This window comes from Lachnoclostridium phytofermentans (assembly GCF_000733755.1).
In the GTDB taxonomy this organism is placed as follows: Bacteria; Bacillota; Clostridia; order Lachnospirales; family Lachnospiraceae; genus Lachnoclostridium; species Lachnoclostridium phytofermentans_A.
On sequence record NZ_JPOF01000003.1, the window covers coordinates 286,631 to 305,850 of the forward strand.

18 protein-coding genes are annotated in these 19,220 nt (G+C 36.0%); 3 read left to right on the plus strand and 15 right to left on the minus strand.

The annotated features are described in order from the left end of the window. Positions 1-298: 298 nt before the first annotated feature. The gene (locus tag CC92_RS22090; RefSeq protein WP_081841907.1) at positions 299-598 is read left to right on the plus strand and encodes a keratin associated protein 6-2-like protein; all 300 of its coding nucleotides are present in this window, start codon (positions 299-301) and stop codon (positions 596-598) included. Positions 599-629: 31 nt separating this feature from the next. On the opposite strand, the gene CC92_RS0106685 is transcribed toward CC92_RS22090, so the two are convergent. Then, positions 630-887: a hypothetical protein gene (locus tag CC92_RS0106685; RefSeq protein ID WP_029503725.1), complete on the minus strand. Its 258-nt coding sequence runs from the start codon at positions 885-887 to the stop codon at positions 630-632. Between the two features lie 238 nt (positions 888-1,125). Between CC92_RS0106685 and aroC the strand changes: the two genes are divergently transcribed. After that, positions 1,126-2,229 carry a chorismate synthase gene (gene aroC / locus CC92_RS0106690; RefSeq protein WP_029503724.1) on the plus strand — a complete coding sequence of 368 codons (1,104 nt, stop codon included), beginning with the start codon at positions 1,126-1,128 and terminating at the stop codon, positions 2,227-2,229. A gap of 129 nt (positions 2,230-2,358) precedes the next feature. On the opposite strand, the gene CC92_RS0106695 is transcribed toward aroC, so the two are convergent. From CC92_RS0106695 to CC92_RS0106715, 5 genes are all read right to left on the minus strand, one after another. Beyond that, positions 2,359-4,044, minus strand: coding sequence for a methyl-accepting chemotaxis protein (locus CC92_RS0106695; RefSeq protein WP_081841906.1), 1,686 nt, complete (start codon positions 4,042-4,044; stop codon positions 2,359-2,361). 266 nt (positions 4,045-4,310) lie between these two features. After that, complete coding sequence (locus CC92_RS0106700; protein WP_029503722.1) at positions 4,311-4,979, minus strand: GntR family transcriptional regulator; 669 nt, start codon at positions 4,977-4,979, stop codon at positions 4,311-4,313. A 108-nt stretch (positions 4,980-5,087) separates the two neighbouring features. Beyond that, entirely contained in the window at positions 5,088-6,251 is a 1,164-nt protein-coding gene (locus CC92_RS0106705; protein WP_029503721.1) for an isocitrate/isopropylmalate family dehydrogenase, read from the minus strand. An 82-nt stretch (positions 6,252-6,333) separates the two neighbouring features. After that, a complete protein-coding gene (locus tag CC92_RS0106710) occupies positions 6,334-7,746 on the minus strand; it encodes a 2-isopropylmalate synthase (RefSeq protein ID WP_029503720.1) in 1,413 nt (470 codons plus the stop codon). Positions 7,747-8,168: 422 nt separating this feature from the next. Continuing rightward, on the minus strand, positions 8,169-8,648 hold the full coding sequence (locus CC92_RS0106715; RefSeq protein ID WP_029503719.1) for a methylglyoxal synthase: 480 nt from the start codon (positions 8,646-8,648) through the stop codon (positions 8,169-8,171). 289 nt (positions 8,649-8,937) lie between these two features. On the opposite strand from CC92_RS0106715, the gene arcC reads away from it, so the two are divergent. Next, positions 8,938-9,867 carry a carbamate kinase gene (gene arcC / locus CC92_RS0106720; protein WP_029503717.1) on the plus strand — a complete coding sequence of 310 codons (930 nt, stop codon included), beginning with the start codon at positions 8,938-8,940 and terminating at the stop codon, positions 9,865-9,867. A 242-nt stretch (positions 9,868-10,109) separates the two neighbouring features. Here arcC and CC92_RS0106725 read toward each other — a convergent pair whose 3' ends face one another. From CC92_RS0106725 to CC92_RS0106765, 9 genes are all read right to left on the minus strand, one after another. Further along, entirely contained in the window at positions 10,110-11,048 is a 939-nt protein-coding gene (locus CC92_RS0106725; RefSeq protein ID WP_029503715.1) for a glycosyltransferase family 2 protein, read from the minus strand. A 1-nt stretch (position 11,049) separates the two neighbouring features. Further along, on the minus strand, positions 11,050-12,018 hold the full coding sequence (locus CC92_RS0106730) for a glycosyltransferase (RefSeq protein ID WP_029503713.1): 969 nt from the start codon (positions 12,016-12,018) through the stop codon (positions 11,050-11,052). 156 nt (positions 12,019-12,174) lie between these two features. After that, positions 12,175-12,642 carry a DUF6465 family protein gene (locus tag CC92_RS21505; protein WP_051650792.1) on the minus strand — a complete coding sequence of 156 codons (468 nt, stop codon included), beginning with the start codon at positions 12,640-12,642 and terminating at the stop codon, positions 12,175-12,177. Positions 12,643-12,802: 160 nt separating this feature from the next. After that, on the minus strand, positions 12,803-13,771 hold the full coding sequence (locus CC92_RS0106740) for an ATP-binding cassette domain-containing protein (protein ID WP_051650791.1): 969 nt from the start codon (positions 13,769-13,771) through the stop codon (positions 12,803-12,805). A gap of 1 nt (position 13,772) precedes the next feature. Continuing rightward, on the minus strand, positions 13,773-14,810 hold the full coding sequence (locus tag CC92_RS0106745; protein ID WP_029503708.1) for an ABC transporter ATP-binding protein: 1,038 nt from the start codon (positions 14,808-14,810) through the stop codon (positions 13,773-13,775). An 8-nt stretch (positions 14,811-14,818) separates the two neighbouring features. Beyond that, on the minus strand, positions 14,819-15,793 hold the full coding sequence (locus tag CC92_RS0106750; RefSeq protein WP_029503705.1) for an ABC transporter permease: 975 nt from the start codon (positions 15,791-15,793) through the stop codon (positions 14,819-14,821). Further along, positions 15,794-16,732, minus strand: a complete 939-nt coding sequence (locus CC92_RS0106755) for an ABC transporter permease (RefSeq protein ID WP_029503704.1) — start codon at positions 16,730-16,732, stop codon at positions 15,794-15,796. A gap of 59 nt (positions 16,733-16,791) precedes the next feature. After that, positions 16,792-18,648 carry a peptide ABC transporter substrate-binding protein gene (locus CC92_RS0106760; RefSeq protein ID WP_029503703.1) on the minus strand — a complete coding sequence of 619 codons (1,857 nt, stop codon included), beginning with the start codon at positions 18,646-18,648 and terminating at the stop codon, positions 16,792-16,794. Positions 18,649-18,924: 276 nt separating this feature from the next. Then, the gene (locus CC92_RS0106765) at positions 18,925-19,197 is read right to left on the minus strand and encodes a hypothetical protein (RefSeq protein WP_029503702.1); all 273 of its coding nucleotides are present in this window, start codon (positions 19,195-19,197) and stop codon (positions 18,925-18,927) included. Positions 19,198-19,220: the final 23 nt, after the last annotated feature.

A 19,220-nucleotide genomic window follows, 5' to 3' on the forward strand; every position in this document is an offset into this window, starting at 1 on the left:
TTTTTTCCTTTCTAAAATTTTTGCTAAAATATGTGAATTTCTTGTTTGAAACTTAAATTAGTATATTTAGCAAATTGACGACTTTTGTAACTCTATTAGCTTATCTAAAAGTTTTATTACATCAAAGCTGTAATGCGTTAAACTATTGTAATTATATGTTTATTCCTTACGTTTGTCAATGGGCGTTCAATAAATCGAAAAAAGGGAAAAAAAAGATGAAGATTTTTTTATAAATAGTGGAAATAAGGCAAGCTGTGTTTCATAAGATACACTGTAAACATTTATTGGAGGAACTCATATGAGTGATTTAACAGCTACAAACTGCGGCGGATGCGGATGTGATAACGGCTGCGGATGCAGAAATGAATGTGGATGTAGAAATGATTGCGGATGTGGAAATTCAATCTTTGGTGGCGGCAGTTGCTGGTGGATAATTATCATCGTGTTATTCTGCTGCTGTGGTAACGGCTTCGGTGGCGGATGCGGCAATAATTGCGGATGTGGCAATAGTTGCGGCGGCGGCTTTGGCGATGGCGGTTGCTGGTGGATTATTATTATCATTCTCTTCTGCTGCTGTGGCAATGGATTTGGCTGCTAATTACATCTTGTAATTCCAGAAAAAAGCTGCTTTAAAAGCAGCTTTTTTTCTGCCGTAAACATTCACAATCATATTCATAAATTGAAGTCTCATCAAAATCACAGCAGAAGGTATCATTGTCTGTATCACGATTAAGACATTTTTTCATTGCTTCTTCGCAACCACAAGGTTGCTCTTTTTTTATATTTCCACGTCCTTCTTTCAAGTTTTGGCTTATTATAACTCCTGAAGTAAGCATATTAGATTGGCGAGGGTTATAGTACCGATTCTTTCCTACTTGATGTCTCATGCTTCTACTCCTTCCATTCTTTAATAACATCTTATGACACAAAACGCAAAAGGTGTCATTTCATGTAAATAAATTTACAGTCTTTCCTTACAATTCGATTGAAATCCACAGTAACATACAGTATACTATGTTCAAGTAAAGTGGAATAAGTGTGAAGAGATTTTTAAGGAGAGCAAAGTACGCTGCCTAAGAAATTATAAAACTTCACACCAGAAGAATGAAAAGAAGAGGTGATATTATGTCCGGTTCAAGTTTCGGATCTATTTTTAAAATAACTACTTGGGGGGAATCACATGGGAAAGGTATCGGTGTTGTCGTAGACGGGTGCCCCGCAGGTCTTACTCTAAATGAAGAAATAATTCAGGTTTATCTTAATCGACGCAAACCTGGGCAAACGAAATATTCAACCCCAAGAAAGGAAGACGATCTCGTAACCATTCTTTCTGGTGTTTTCGATGGAAAAACGACAGGAACTCCAATTTCTATGATGATTGCGAATGAAACAGCACGATCTACTGACTATAGTGAGATTGCAAGCTATTACAGACCTGGACATGCAGACTATACGTTTGATGCAAAATACGGTTTTCGTGATTATCGTGGCGGTGGTCGTTCTTCCGGACGTGAAACAATTGGACGAGTAGCAGCTGGTGCTATCGCTGCTGCCCTCTTAAAAGAAGTAGGAATCGAAGTTTTTACTTATACAAAATCCATTGGCCCAATTACGATTGACTATCACAGATGCCATAAAGAAAATCTGCTTTTAAGTCCTCTTTATATGCCTGATTTAGAAGCTTCAAAAAAAGCAGAAGATTTCTTAGAACAATGTATACACAATCTAGATTCCAGCGGTGGTATGATTGAATGTATTATCTCTGGAGTGCCAGCAGGGATTGGAGAGCCCGTGTTTGATAAATTAGATGCCAACCTCGCAAAAGCAATCTTCTCTATCGGAGCTGTAAAAGGCTTTGAAATCGGATCTGGATTTGAAGTAGCAAAGCAGCTAGGTTCTGAAAATAATGATGGTTTCGAATTTGATACAACTGGCAAACTTAAAAAATTAACAAATCATTCTGGTGGTATCCTAGGAGGAATTAGCGATGGATCCGAAATTATCTTCCGAGCTGCTATTAAGCCTACTCCTTCCATCAAAAAAGAACAACAAACCGTGAATAAATCAGGTGAAAACATAAAAGTGTCCATCAAGGGACGCCATGATCCAATTATTGTTCCTAGAGCAGTGGTGGTGGTTGAGGCAATGGCAGCCTTAACTCTAGCAGATCTATTACTCGCTGGAATGTCTTCAAAAATTGATTATGTAAAGAAAATATATCAGCCATAAGAACGAGGGCAAAAAGAGGATACCTAAGTAAGAAACTTAAGTATCCTCTTTATTGCCCTTAATTTATGAAATATAATTTTTCTTCCATAGCTCTTATAATTATTATCGGTTTATCCAGTAGGAGCCTATTTAAATTTGAAATATATCGATTTCTTTACTTAATTGATTAGAATGATCATTTAATTTGTTTGCGCCATTGGAAATTTCAGAAATAGTAGCATTGAGTTCTTCAATCGAAGCCATCGTTTCTTCTGTCGATGCTGCATTTTCTTCTGAGATCGCAGAAAGATTCTGGATTGTATCCACAATTTCTTCACGCTCTTTATCAAGAATCTCTGTTTCTTTTCCAATCGTTGAAATGCTATGGATTGTAGATTCAATCCCTTCCTTTAACACTTCAAACTCTTCTTCCGTTTCTTTAATACTTCCACTTTGTATCTTCATTGCACCTGTAATGGAACTCATTGCTTTTACAATCTGATTATAATTTTCTAATAGTGTCAGTAAGACGCGATCAATCTCGTTTGAAGAATCGGCTGACTGTTTCGCAAGGCTACCAACTTGATCCGCTACAACTGCAAAGCCTCTACCCGCTTCTCCTGCGCGTGCTGCTTCAATCGAGGCATTTAAGGATAACAGATTGGTTTGCTCTGCAATATCTCTTATCACATGAATCGCATTTTGAATTTCTTCAACAGATTGATTCGTGATGGTAACTTGCTCGCTGGCACGAGTTACTTCCCTATTTACCTTATCCGCAGCAGTACTTAATTTACCCATATTATCCACTACGACATCTTTCGAAGCATTCATTGTGTTTGCTAGTGCAATCAGCTCTTGTACTCCTTCTCTAATCTGTAAGATACCATTCCCCATTTCAGTGATCGAATTAGTTGCATTCTGAGTATTTTCTGCCTGATCATTTGCACCAGTTGCAATATCTTCTACTGCTTTGCTGATGTCTTGTACATTTGTATTTGTCACCTCCGCAGACTGTTTTAGATACACTGACATATCATTTAGTTGCACGGAAGTTTCCTTTACCGTCATTAGAATATTTTTTAAAACAAGGGATAGGTGATATGCATTATTGCATATTTCCCCGATTTCATCAGTTCTTTTTGTGGTTCCGTCTTCCTCTGAAATATTAAGTTGTCCTTCCGTAATCATACTGACAACTCGATTTGCCTTTTTCAAGGAACCTACCATTCTTCTTGCAAATAACGAACAAATTACAATCGTTAATACAATCATAACAAGGCCTGTAATAATAGTGACACTTGTAGCACGAGTAAGCTCTTTCACAATCATTTCATTTGGCTTTCCTGCAAATATCATACCAATTACATTGTCCCCTTGTTTCAGCGGAACATAGTAACCAGAATAAGACGAGCCGTTCACAGAAACATTAGTGGCGTAATAACTTTTCCCCTCTAAAACAATATTCGATACTTTTTCATCTGCCTTTGTACCAAGCGCATCTGGAATGCTTGTAAGAATTCTCACATCACCTAAAAAGAAGGTAACGTCAACACCGTTTTTATGCTTATAGTTATCCACGATATTTTGTAGCTTGGCTACTTGAACTGGTCCTTTATATAACTCACCATCAATCACTGTAAGTTCTTCATCATTCACATGTTCTAGAGTATTTTGTGCACCATTTATTACTGCTTGTAAGGTTAATCGCATTTCATCCCTCATATTATTAAGCATAGTAAATGTACTTGTAAGACAAAGTACGATACAAATGAGTAAGCATGGTGTAAATACAATCGTAAGTAGCCTCTTTGTAAAATTAAACTTCGTTTTCATTTTTTAGTCCTTTCACTAACTTATCAGAATATACAATGTAATATCGGCTATGTCTGATATTTCATTAATACATATTAGTAAATTAGTACTATTTTTTAAGATTATTTAAACACTTAGGAAACCTGTTTCTATTTTTAGGTATAAAAAATAGGATCATGCAAAAGAACAATCCTTTCTAGCATATATCCTATCTTTTATCACTATAGGGTTATTTTAAGAGTGGGTAATTCGTCTAGAGTATCTTAGAAATAAAAATTCTATGTATTCTAAAGTCCTTGCTTACTAATATTATCTATGGTACGAATGATGTGTTCATGCGCTAGTTTTTCTGCTCTTACACCGTCTCTTTGGCGGATTGCTTCTAAGATGGCAGTATGCTCTTCATTTGATTTTTCTGCACGTTCTGGTTTTGACAAGGTAATTTTTCGAATACGTTGCACATAGTGATGAAAATCTGAGAGTACATGTCTTAGAATTTTACTGTTCGATGCTTCATAAATTAATTCATGGAACTTATTATCTAGTTCCAAAACTTGCTCATGATGCTGTTTCTTAATATGAAATTCTGATAGATAAACAACTTCCTCTAACTCTTGAAGCTGTTCTTCCTTTATATGCTCGCATGCCCATCTGGCACATAAGCCTTCCAAATAAGAACGAATTACGTAAATATCCTGAATGTCTTTTTCTGTGATTCCAGTAACATAAGCCCCTTTGTTTGGAATAATATTCACCAGACCTTCTAATTCTAGCTGTCTTAAAGCCTCTCTGACCGGGGTTCTACTTACTCCCAGTTCATTTCCTATCGTATTCTCCTTTAATTCTTCATTCTGGGCATATTTACCCGATAGAATATCTTCTCTGATACGATTAAACACTCTACCTCGAAGTGAATATTTGTCCGTAACCTCTTGTTGTAGTTCTTTGCTATCCACGAAAACTCCTCCTGTGCATGACACATATAACAATATAGTAATAACGTAAGTATGACAACCCCGTTGCTCTTTACCTATTTACACAACGAGATTGTCATTTATCCTATGTTACATAGCTTCAATTGTCTCCATAATATAATCAGCGAATTCTGCTCCGGTTGCTCCGGTATCGCGTCCAGTAATCGCTAACTTTTTCTCCGTAACTGTACAGATATCAAGTGCACGATATAATTTATCTGCTTCTTTACCATATCCGATATGAGCAAGTAACATTGCACCAGCACGAATTACGCTACAAGGATCCGCATACTGGTCTCTGCCTTCTTGAACCATTCTAGGTGCTGAACCATGGATTGCTTCAAACATCGCATATCGTTTACCGATATTAGCACTTCCTGCAGTACCAACTCCACCTTGGAATTCTGCTGCTTCATCTGTGATAATATCACCGTAAAGGTTTGGAAGAACCATAACCTGAAAATCTTTTCTTCTCTTCTCATCAATGAGTTTTGCAGTCATAATATCAATGTACCAATCATCTGCAGTGATATCTGGATAATCTTTCGCAATCTCACGGAAAATATCTAAGAATTTTCCATCGGTAGTTTTAATGATATTTGCCTTTGTTACTGCTGTTACTCTAGTTTTTCCATTTGCTTTTGCAAATTCAAACGCAGCTCTTATAATACGTTCTGTTCCCTGACTGGTTACTACCGTAAAATCTACGCCTAAATCTTCGGTGACATGGATTCCCTTACTGCCAACTGCATAAGCGCCTTCTGTATTCTCACGATAGAATGTCCAATCGATTCCTTGCTCTGGGATTCTAACTGGTCTAACATTAGCAAATAAATCTAATTCCTTACGCATTGCAACATTTGCACTCTCAACGTTTGGCCACGGATCACCCTTTCTAGGTGTTGTTGTTGGCCCTTTTAAAATTACGTGACATTCTTTTAATTCTTTCAGCACATCTACTGGGATTGCAGCATGCTCTGCTGCTCTTCGTTCAATAGTTAATCCATCAATTACTTTAAACTCAACCTTACCTTTTAAGATATCATCTCTCAGTAAGTACTCCAGAATTCTTTGTGCTTGGCCAGTAATTGATGGGCCAATTCCATCCCCACCACACACTCCTATGATAATTTTATCGAGCGCCTGATAGTTTAAAAAATCACCTTGTGCCTTCATTACCTCAACACGCTTTAATTGCTCCTCAAGGAGCTTTCCGAACGCTTCTTTTGCAGCAGCAATCGATTCCATAGTCATTTCCATATCCTCCTGTCGTTTATTCCGAGATTACACCCAGTTCCTATCAACTCTACTCACAGATTTGATACTGCTCTTACCGTTATTCTTTATCCAATGTTATATTAGGTAGAACCACATTACATTCTGATTTATATGTATTGATCATCTCAACTAACTCTGCATCAGTCATAACGGTAATACGCCCCTCTTCATATTCCTTATCTACTATCAACTTAATCTTATTCACTAAAGGATTTGACTTATCTAACATCGCATCTCCTTTTAGTCTATAGTAGGTATTAATCCAGTGAGCAATTCCTGCTAAACCAGAAGTATTGGAAACAGAAACTAAGACCGGACGATTTAAATACTTCTCTGTATCAAATATATTATATATTTCCTCATTTTTCAAGAGACCATCTGCATGAATTCCTGCGCGGGTCACATTAAAATTCTTACCAACGAAAGGTGTTCTATGAGGAATCTTATAACCAATCTCTTTCGTAAAGTATTCTGCGAGCTCTGTAATCACTGTAGTGTCCATACCATCTAAGCTGCCTCTTAACTGGGCATATTCAAATACCATAGCTTCAAGTGGAGTATTTCCGGTTCTCTCTCCAATACCGAATAAGGAGCAGTTTACTCCACTCGCACCATACAACCATGCTGTCGTTGAGTTCGTAACAGCCTTATAAAAATCATTGTGTCCGTGCCACTCTAACTGTTCCGATGGAACGCCCGCATGAGTAATTAAACTGTAGATGATACCTTGAACACTCCTTGGTATTACTGCACCTGCAAAATTTACTCCATAACCCATAGTATCACAGGCACGAATCTTTACCGGAATACCATATTCGATGCCAAGTTTCATTAATTCAAAACAGAATGGAATTACAAAACCATGAATATCGGAGCGTGTGATATCCTCCAAATGACATCTAGGAGCAACACCCGTTTCCAAACATTCTCTAATTATATTTAAATAATGATCCATCGCTTGACTTCTTGTCATCTTCATCTTATAAAAAATGTGATAGTCTGAACAGCTAACTAGAATACCTGTTTCTTTCATTCCAAGGTCTTTTACTAATTCAAAATCCTTCTTACTTGCACGTATCCAAGAAGTAACCTCTGGGAACTCATAACCACGTTCCATACATTTGTAAACAGCATCCCTATCTTTTTTACTATATAGGAAGAATTCGCTTGCTCGAATGATGCCATTTTGCCCACCCAATCTATGTAAATAATCATATATCGTCACGATTTGTTCCGTAGTATACGGAGCTCTTGATTGCTGCCCATCACGAAAAGTTGTATCTGTAATCCAGATATTCTCTGGCATATTATGAGGTACGATACGATCATTAAAAGCGATTTTTGGGATCTCATCGTAAGGAAACAAATTACGAAATACGTTTGGTTGTACTACATCTACCAATTCATAGATATGCTCCTCAAGAGACAACAAATTATTATGATGATTCATGTAAACTTTACGATTCTCCATGGCGCTCTCCTATACTTCAATTATTTTTTGTTCCATTGTATACAATAATACCTTTTATGTCAATGAAATATTTCCTTTTTATTCATATATTTTCATTGTATAACGAGTATTTATACATTGTATAAAAAAAGTTATACTTGATAACGCATTTAAAAATCTATTACAACTACTGATTGTTAAATTTGAAGTAAAATTCTTATTGTTATCCCTTATTATTTTACTGAAAATATATGCATCAATATAAAAGTTCCTAAATTATCTTAAGGAAACTATATTCATCTATATTAAACTTCCTAAATTATCTTAAAGAAAAGGTACACCAACCAAAGAAATCAAAGTTTACATATAATTCGAAAATTTTTTAGGTACTAATAGGAATGAGATGTAGCAAAATAAATATAGTTTACTACATCTCATGTTTTTTATTTAGAAAACTGATCAATACGCTGTTTCATTGTCTTATTAAAGTTTGTTACCTTACGGTCGTAAGTCTCCTCCATTAATCTACTTTCTAAGAGGAAATCTGCTGTCGCAAGATTATTCGCAATTGGAATATCATAAACTACTGCGATTCGAAGTAATGCTTTTACGTCTGGATCATGTGGTTGGGATTCTAGTGGATCCCACAAAAATATGATAAAATCAATATTTCCTTCCACAATACGTGCGCCAATCTGCTGATCGCCTCCAAGAGGTCCACTATTGAAAGCTCGTACTGGAAGTCCTGTCTTCTCGGCAATTAATTTAGCTGTTGTACCTGTTCCACAAAGAAAATGTTTCTTTAACACTTCCTTGTGTTTCTCTGCCCATTCTACAATTTCTTTTTTCTTACCATCATGTGCAACTAAAGCGATATGCTTCGTTTTATCCATGGTAAAATAGATATATTCATCCTCTAACATATTGTTCTCCTTTGTTACTATTAATATAGGCAATCAGATGTTATTCAAAAAACAACTGATATGTAGTATTCTGTCCAAAGTTTTCGTTCTCATAACTATATCTTATATCAGCTCTTCGTGAAAACATACTACACTTATTCCATGTAATTGACAGAATTACAATCTTTTATTCTATTTTATCATATCAGAGATAAAACGTTGTTTCAAGCAGTATTTCAAATACAAAACTCTTCCTTTTTTTTATTAAAAATGATATGATAATAGTACTTGAAAGAAAAGAGGTAATGCGATGAGTCAGAATATTATTGTTGTAGCACTTGGTCGAAGTGCATTTGGTGAAACCTTCCCAGAACAACGTTCAAATGTAAAAAAAGCTGCTTGTGCTATTGCTGATCTTGTTGATGCGGGATATCAGGTTGTTGTAACACATAGCAATGGTCCTCAGGTTGGTATGGTGCATACCGCCATGACAGAATTTAGCCGTCTTGATTCGAAATATACGGTAGCTCCAATGTCCGTTTGTGGTGCAATGAGTCAAGGATATATCGGATATGATTTGCAAAGTATGATACGTACGGAGTTACTCCTACGCGGAATATATAAACCAGTTTCTACTATAATTACACAGGTAAAAGTAGACCCATTCGATAAGGCATTTTCTCATCCTTCTAAAATTATCGGTAGATTCATGACCGAAGCGGAAGCTGCGAAGGAAGAAAAGAAGGGTAACTATGTAGTAAAACAGGACAAGGGGTATCGCCGTATTATCGCTGCTCCAAAGCCAATAGATATTTACGAAATTGATGCAATCAAAGCACTTGTTGATGCAAATCAAGTTGTTATCGCTGGTGGCGGCGGTGGTATTCCAGTATTAGAACAAGGACCAATACTAAAGGGTGCCAGTGCTATTATTGAAAAGGATTTAGTAGCTGCGAAGTTAGCAAATCTATTAAATGCTTCCACCTTGCTTTTCTTAACTGGTGTTGACAAAGTTGAATTAAATTACGGAACGCAAAATGCAACCGCACTCGATTCACTTTCTGTTTCTGATGCATCAAAGTATATGCAAGAAGGCTATTTTGAAGAAGGTGCAATGCAACCAAAGATCGAAGCAAGCATTGATTTTGTAAGCTCTGGTAAAGGCCGTCGTGCAATTATTACACATCTTGAGAAAGCTCTCGAAGGATTATCTCACAAGACAGGTACTATCATCGAGTAGCTAAGATGAACCATCCTCTGTGATTTAATGTTAGGTTCTTACCTCATAAACAAGAAAAAGTACGCTTTGCGAACTTTTCCTTGCCATAAATCATAAAAACCTGTAAGTTTCTCACTGATAACTTACAGGTTTTTGTTTTACTGATATTGTAATAAAATAAATCTTCAACTAAATTAGGATAAAGGGAGTAACTTTACTTACTCTACTATTCTATCGTTATATACTTTATAGTTTGTCTAGTTTTATAAAATCAACATTAGTCCACAATTTCTAATAATCCCACTTTTTAGATACCCTTGCTTTATCGCAATATAACGTCTCTTAAAAAAGTTTGATTGAAACATCATCAAGTATCCTTCTATGATGGATTTTTGATGTCTTTGTAATTCCTCGTGGAAAAAATGTAAAAATTCTTCCGCTTGATCTCGATTCTTAGCTAGCGTTAGTTTTTGATCTTTGAAGGATGTCATTCGTTTGCGTACATAAGAAGCAAAATTTATACTCCCTACTACATTCGCTGAATGTTGTCTATAATCAATTGTAGCTTTTGGCAAATAGCTTATATGACCAAATGCAGCTGCAATTAACGCTAACCACCAATCATGGTATCTGGCAGCATTTGGTATACGGGATAGATATTGTTCAAAAGCACGATTAATCATTATCGTACATCCAATGCATTTATTTTCCATAAGAAGATGCGATAAATCTATTTTGTTCGAATTAAAGTGCTGTGTTTTAATAAATGATTCGGATATCTCATTTAGATTCTCATCTGCTATTACTGCATCGGTAAATACCAAAAGTGGGCGATCAACTCCAAAACGTTTTTCCATCTGTTCCATTCGCTTTAATGTTTTGCTAACCTTATCCGCATGCCACACATCGTCCTGATCACAGCACATAAAGTACATTGCCTCTTTAAATTTTTCCATAACCGTTTTAATTCCATGCAGAAAGTTCTTTGTAACACCTAGATTGCGATGATTTTTATAAAGGTGTAGCTGGTTCTGGTAGCGATGTTTATATTCATTTAATATCTTTAGGGTCTCATCTGAAGATCCATCATCAAATACATGCAACACTATATTTTGATGATTGCCCGTAAATATAGAATCTATTTGATCCCTTAAAAATTTTTCACCATTATAGGTACTCATTATGATATCTACCCTGCTCATATTACCTCCAATACGACTTATTCATACTAAGCCATATTTTGAATGGCTGTGGCAACAATCGATGTTTCTTACCAAGAAGATAACCCAAGTATTTAAATCCACTTTCCAGTATAAAATCCACTAATTCTATATATTTTCTTTGATCTTTTAAATAACTAACTGTTTGCTTTACAAACTTTGTTCCTTCCTTTTCAGAAGATATATTTTTAAATATTGATTGATATTCCTCTTGAGAAACACCTAAATCAAAATTTCTGCGAAGTTGTTGCATCAGCGTATAATGATGACTATGAATTACTGTTGCTTTGCTTGCATAATAAATCTTATACCCTGTTTTAATCACCCCTGCAGCATAAATCATATCTTCGTTAAAAATTGTTCTTGCAACAAAACCTCCTAAATCTTCATAGACCGATTTACGGTATGCTGCACAAACATTAGAACTGAAGTAAGTTTTGATTCCAAGGCGATCCAAATCCTCTTTCGACTTCAACTGATCTGTGGATGGATAATTAAAAATTCTTGTATATTTTTCAACTAACGTTGCATTCTGGGATGCTTCCTGTCTACCATAAGAGATCGCAACCTCTTCCATCCTTAATGGCTCTACTAGATTTTCCAATAAGTGCTCATCTTTTGGAATCGCATCCTGAGTCATGAATACCATATATTCAGAATCGGAAAGGCTAGCACCATAAGCTCTTGTCCCACCATGATCAAACTCTCTTTGATCAATGGAAATTATGTGAATGTTCACAGATTCACTTCCTACGATTTTCTTATGAGAGAGCAATTCATCTACTCTTTGCTTGATTGTCTCTGTTGCATAATCTGGCAATACCTCTGTGTTAAGTAGCCATATATTCTTGGGCTTTATTGTTTGCTTTAATAACTGGATTAATAGCTTATCAAACTTTTTGTCTGGTCGAAACAGCGGTATAATAACATCCAGATTTTTCTTTTGGTCCATTGGTCTTCATCCCATTCCTTTGTTTATATATTCAAGATTATATCCAGACAGATAAATCTCATTCTTATTTGAAAGAAAACAATTATGTATAATCCATCTCATTATATGATAGAAGAAGGAGTCCGTCAAGAAGGACTCCTATATCACGTTCTTAGCTTAAATTAATTCAATTTTTCCAGCTTCGTTCCCATTTACTACATAATAGGCTGCGTTATCTTCTGGTTTTACATACAGGTCTAATGTTTGTATTGAACTTTTTTGACCATTCCCTACTAGGAATGCTTCTTTGGCTTTTTGAATGAGGCATTGTAATTCAACTTCATTCCCCATATACTGTAAAACAACTTTCGTACTTGTATTCTCAATTTGAGGCAATGTATCTGATAGAACTTTTTTCTTTCTACCACGTTTCTTAGGTGGTAGAATAGATTCTAAAACAGCCTCTGTGCTCATTTCTTCTACAACCTCTTCTTCATCTGTTGCTGTATTTTCATTCGTTATTGCACTTTCGCTCTTTACGGAATCTTCACTCGCTATTACGCTTACTTTCTTTTCTTTTGTTGCACGCTTTGCCTCGCTTATGTTCTGTACTAGGCTTTTATCCTTCTCAATTTTACTCTTCATACTTCCTCGATTCTGGCATTTCATTGCCTTTTCATATTCATAGCTCTTTGCTCTCAATCATATCGCAAGTTACCTATTTTTACAATATGTTTTACATATTTTCCCTGTTTTGCTGAAGAATGCAACTTTCTCTTCTACTCTTTTGTTAGAAATGTTAAAATTATACAAATGGCTTTTCTATTCTTTCAAGCACAAAATGTCCTGGAGCTCGCTCGATCATTCTTAGAGTTTCTCTCCCCTTTAATTCACTTGAAATAACCCCATAATCAATATCCTGTGAATTTAGCTTGCCAGATTTTTGCCAAGTTTTTATTTCTCCTCTCTCCTCCATCTGCTTGTTTTCGATTGGAATAGGTCTTGGGATGGAGGAAAGTAACATCTTCGTATATGGATGAAAAGGATTACTAAAAAGTTCATTCGTAGGTGCTATCTCAACAATTCTTCCATGATAAAGTACTGCGATACGATCTGTAAAGTAACGCATTACTGGCATATCATGTGAAATAAAAAGGTAAGTTAAACCACGTGATTTTTGTAATTTCTTCATTAGGTTTAGTATCTGCGCTCGTACTGATACATCAAGTGCTGAGATTGGTTCATCCGCTACAATAAATTGAGGATTCATAATAAGTGCTCTCGCTATGCCAATTCTTTGCCGTTGTCCACCAGAAAATTCTGTAGGATATCGACTTTTATATTCAGGTCTTAAGCCAACCTCTAACATTGTCTTATCGATTCGATTTTCCCTTTCTATTTTAGAAATCGACTGATTTGTAGCTAGAATCCCCTCACCAATAATGTCTGAAACTTTCGAACGCTCATTTAGGGCTGCCATAGGATCTTGAAATATCATTTGCATTTCATGACATAACTGTCTTTTATTTTCTGTTGATAATCTTTGATTAATTTTCATTCCTTTATATGTTATGTCCCCCTCTACCGTATCAATCATACGCATAATAGCTCTACCTATCGTTGTTTTCCCTGAACCAGACTCTCCCATAAGGCCAAAGATTTCCCCTTTTTTAATCGAAAAGCTTGCATTCTTTACAGCTAGATTTAATCCTCTTATCTTCCCCTTCCCTTCATACCCAATCGAGATTGAATTTAAATTTAGTAATTCTTCCAAGTTAAAACCTCCAGTTTTCTAGTTGATAATACTCTTTTATTATTCTAGGTGGTTCTACTTTTGGCGCTCTTTTTTCCATTAGCCAAGATTTCACCTGATGTGTATCACTCAGTTTAAAATAAGGAGGAGCATAGATAAAATCTCGTTCTAAAGCCCAAGGATTTCTTGGTGCGAATGCATCCCCTTGAATTTCTTCTTGAGGATTTGGTAAAGTACCACCAAGGTAAATCAACTCTTCCCCTGGCACATAAAGCGCTGGTTGAGAAGCCAATAAAGACCAGGTATATGGATGTCTTGCATCCAAAAAGATGTCATTACTAGTCCCAACCTCTATAATTTCTCCAGCATACATAACTGCAACACGATCAGCAACCTTAGCAACTACCCCAAAATCATGAGTGATAAAGACAACCGTAAGTTGATATTTATGCTGTAGATGAATCAATAGGTTGAGTACTTGCTCTTGAATTGTAACATCTAAAGCTGTCGTAGGCTCATCGCACAATAATATATTTGGTTTACAAGCAAGTGCTATCGCTATTACTACTCTCTGCCTCATACCTCCGGAACACTCATGCGGATAATAATGTCTCGTTTTTCTTGGGTCTTTCATTCCCACTTCTGTAAGAAGTCTGATAACCTCCTCTTTTCGCTTTACTTTACGTAGTGGCTGATGGATTGCAATTGCTTCCTCAATCTGGTATCCGATTGTTAATAAGGGATTTAAACTTGTCATAGGGTCTTGTAAAATCATTGCAATCTCATGCCCTCTAATCTTTTGGTAATCTTTCTCTGACTGAAACGATGTAAGATTATTTCCTCGGTATAAAATCCTACCCGCTACTATCTTTGCATTCTGCTCCAAAAGTCCAAGGATCGACTTTAATAATACTGACTTACCACAACCCGATTCCCCTACTATCACTAAGCTTTCTCCTTTGATAACCTCTAGGCTTACACCACGTAGCACATGAAGCAACGCATTTCTTACCGTGAAATCTACGGTCAAATTCTCTATTGTTAAGATATTCTCTGGCATAAGCTCTCCTATCTATGATTTTTCGGATCTGCTGCATCTGCAAAGGCGTTTCCTATCAGATAAAAGGAAATTGTAATAATGGAAACAATCAGCGTTGGAAATAATAGCTGATACCTAAGTCCTGGCATCATTAGTTTCGCTCTTCCTGCTTGAATCAGATTACCAAGGCTAGGTATATTAAGAGGAAGTCCTAGACCAAGATAAGTAATAAATACTTCACTTCCAATTACGGATGGAATGGATAGTGAAACTCTCATCAGAATGATTGAAATCAGGTATGGCATGAAGTTTTTTCGTAAAATCCTTAGGGTACTGGTACCAAGCATTTTAGAAGCAATATTAAATTCCTTATCTCTAATGAGTAACATCTGATTTCTAATAAATCGTGCCATTTGGATCCATCCGGTTGCACAAAGTGCAAGAAGTAAAGTCGTTACTCCTGGTCTTAATATATAAGAAATCAATATGAGTACAATCGTAGAAGGGATATTATCAAGTAAATTATAAATTTCTGTAAAAAATGCATCGAGTTTTCTAACATAGCCCCATAGTAAGCCTACTGTAGTTCCTATGATTGCTTCTATGACGGACACTGCTATTCCTAAGAATAAAGATGTTCTAGCACCTGACCAGGTTCTACTCCATAAATCTTGCCCAATGGAATTTGTACCAAACCAAAAATCCTTAGTCGGCGTCTGATTTCTTATCTGTTGCCCTGTCTTTCTGCTATTATAGATTAAGTTGGGGTCTTTTTGACTTGGTAAATAAGGTTGTATGATAGTAAATAGAATCAAAAGCAAAAGCACACAAACTAAAAACATCGCAAATCGATTTTTAGCAAAGGTTTTTATTGTTGCCATCCAGTAAGTATCTGCTTTTGCATCCCGTATCTTATTGTCCTCTATTTTTCGATTCGCAAATTGAAAGGAACTTAACTCATTTATATTTGCCCACTCTTTCGTATTTTGTTCCCGCCACGTCATCTAGACACCTCCCTTCGAATTTAATTTCACTCTAGGATCGATAAGACAAAGCAGGATATCGCCTAATAACACCCCTAAGATACCTGTTATAGCAAATAAAACAACAACTGCCTGTACCATTGAATTATCTTGTCTTTGAATGACTTGAACAAGTAACCCTCCCATTCCTGGTATACTATATAATGACTCGACATAGATTGAGCCAATTATTGTATTAAAGATGGAATTTGGAAGGTACTGAATCATAGGAACAATTGCATTCTTTAACATATGCTTCTTTAGAATTCGTTTCGAGGAAACACCTTTTACTTTTGCTAGGATAACATAATCTTTCTTTTCTTCCTCTATGAGATATCTTCTAAGCCACGTTGTATAAAATGCTATATTTCCAAGTGACATAGAAACGATTGGCAGAATCCATGTTGTCACATCATTCGCATGATAGAGCATCTTTATATGAAGCTTTTCTGTACCAATCGCTTGTATTAACAATAGGTAAACTGCATAAGGGACTGCCTGTAATATAACTAAAAAAAGTGTTCCAATACGGTCAATTAACTTTCCCTTATGGGAAGCCATTGCCAAGCTAAGTGGAATAGATATAAGAAGTGCCAAAAATAAGGTGCTTAATCCAAATTTCATAGAAATCGGTATTTTTTGTTTTAGGATATCTGTTACCAAAACATTTGCCATATAGGTTCTGGAATAACCCAAATCTCCATGAAGCATATCTTTCACATAACGAAAGAATTGTATCGGTAGAGGATCAAGCAACCCCATATTCTTAAGCCCTGCTTCAATCTGTTCCACTGTTAATTTTTCATAATTTGGGAAATATCCCTCAATTGGCATCAATCTAAGAAGAGAAAAGACGATAAAAACTACAAGAAACAAGGTTATCATTGAGCGAACTAATCGACGTAACATATATTTTCCCATCGTTTCACTCCTTTCCTAACCTTTATTACCCTCGTATGCTTTTATGTATAGAAACATTCTTACCGCACTAATCTCTCTTTTGTTTTTTTCTCCTTCTCCCAAACCGCCTTATTAATCTCCATGATCCGATTATTTAGAATTACTTTATAATATTTCATTCCTTTATACCTAGAGGTAGAAACTCCAAAACTTGCATAGGAACTTTCATAGGTGTTTAACTTTGTCATCTGATAAGACACTGGGGACATGCTAAATGGTATGACTAACGCATGCTTTATTAAATAGGCCTCAGCATTTGCATATGCGATATACCGCTCTTTGATATCTAGTACACTTTCTTTCGCTTCTGATAGTAAATCATAATAGATATCAATCACTGGCATAATCGTAAGTTTTTCTCCCCTAAGCGGTAAATAATTCGTCGCCGAATGCTGATCAAAAACTTCTGTAAACGTCTGAGGATCTGCATAGTCTGCTCCCCAATTTGCCTTTAACATCGCATAATCTCCTCTCTCCCTAACCTGTGACGTAAAGTTTTGAGAAGGTCCAGCTTCTACTACAAATTTTATAAAATCCTTCCCTAGCAGTCCTTCTATCTGCTGTGCTAAAACAATACATTCATTTGCCCAGTCTGTGGAGTTTGCCCGATATCGTAATAGAATTTTAACCGGGAAGGTACACCCAGACTCTTTTAGCTCGCTCATTGCCTTTTCCTTATAAATAACTGCCATATCTTTCTTAAAGCTATCTCTTTTAGATATATTGTTGAGTGCCTGAAACTCGGTATAATCTTTTCCTTCAAAGCTTACGAAATTAGGCGGAGTAATTGTATTTAATAGAAGCTCTTCTGGATGATTTGGCTCTACTACTCGAAGTGCTTTTACTCGGTCCATAGCACTCATGATAGCAAGACGAAAGTTCTCATTTTGAACTGCCTTATTCCAATTTTCTGGTTCATAACGTTTATCAAACTTTGGTTTGAAATTAAAAATATAAAAATAAGAGTAATCTGTTTTCTTTCTACCTCTAGTAACCAGATCTTTTGTATTTTCCTGCTTCATAAAAGTATCTAGTAGATCGGAGTGTATCGCAGCATAATCAATCTCACCACGCAAAGCAAGTGCAGGAGCTAAAGTTGTCGCTTCTGAATTATACGTTTCTTCAATTTTTTCTATGTAAACTCGATCTGCATCCCAATTCGATTCATTTTTCTGAAAAGTGCGTTTTTCCTGTGGCTTAAAGACGGAAAGTACATAAGCACCATTGTAATAGAGTGTATCTGTTCCTGTTGCTGCGCCAAATTGTCCTTTTCGTTCCTCTAACAAAGGACCATAAGCTGGCATAAAACATCCATACGTTAAATAAGAAAGAAAATAAGGACAAGGCTGTTCCAGTGTATATACTAACGTATAGTTCCCATAAGCCTTTACTCCAACTCTTTCAAAGTCTCCCTGGCTTTCATAATAATCCTTTGCATTCTTAATCAAACCAAATAAGAGCTTTGCAGTTTCGCTCTCATATTCTTTCGTTAAGACATACTGCATTGCACTGACGAAATCCTTTGCAGTTACTTCTGCTATCTTTTCTCCTTTTTCGTTCACCCAGTATTCCCCTTCTCTAAGTTCAAAGGTAATCGAGAGACCATCCTCACTTGTCTTCCAACTTGTTGCTAAGGAAGGAATTACATTGCCAAAGGAATCATATTCTACGAGCGTATCAATCACATTTGCACCAATCCTGATTTCATGAGAAGATGAGGTGATAAGATAATTTAATGTAGATACCTCTGAGGAGTACAGTAAGCGATACGTAGAATCCACTTCGTTATCCCTTATTTTACTTGTCCCGAAGCATCCTGAGGATAACAGTAAACTAAAACAAAGTACAAGAAGAACCATTCCTTTCCCTACTTTCATTTACTGCCTTCCGCTCCTTACCTATCGTGATTAAAAAAACTCCTGTCTTATACTTTATTTTTCAAAGGCTAAAAATATGAGTTTATTCCTAAAAATTATTCGACTCAATTTTATCTAGTAAGTATGATAACTGTCTTCCTTTATTCCTCTAAGGGTAATTTGATTCATCATCCGAGTATTCCTAATATACATATGAAACAAGAATAAGCTCGCTTCGCGAACTTTTCCTTGTCATCAATAAAAAAAGGAAGATTTCTCTCCCTTTTTATATCTTCACTATTTCGTTGTTCCATTATATCTTTTTGAAATCATTATCTGAATAAATGTCTCCAGTTCATCACTACTCTGAGCTCCGATTTCGTAAAAATAATTCCAATCCCTGTCTACTTTTTTAAACCGGTGTATCACATTATCAATTACTTTAGATTCAAATCCATGTGATAAGTCAAACATATCAGTTACTTTTTCCAATAATACCGCGAGATCTTTATCTCTACTTGCTCCAGAATCAAAAAAATAATTCCTATGCTTACTGATGATGAACTGCAAAATATATACCAAGCAATAGAAGA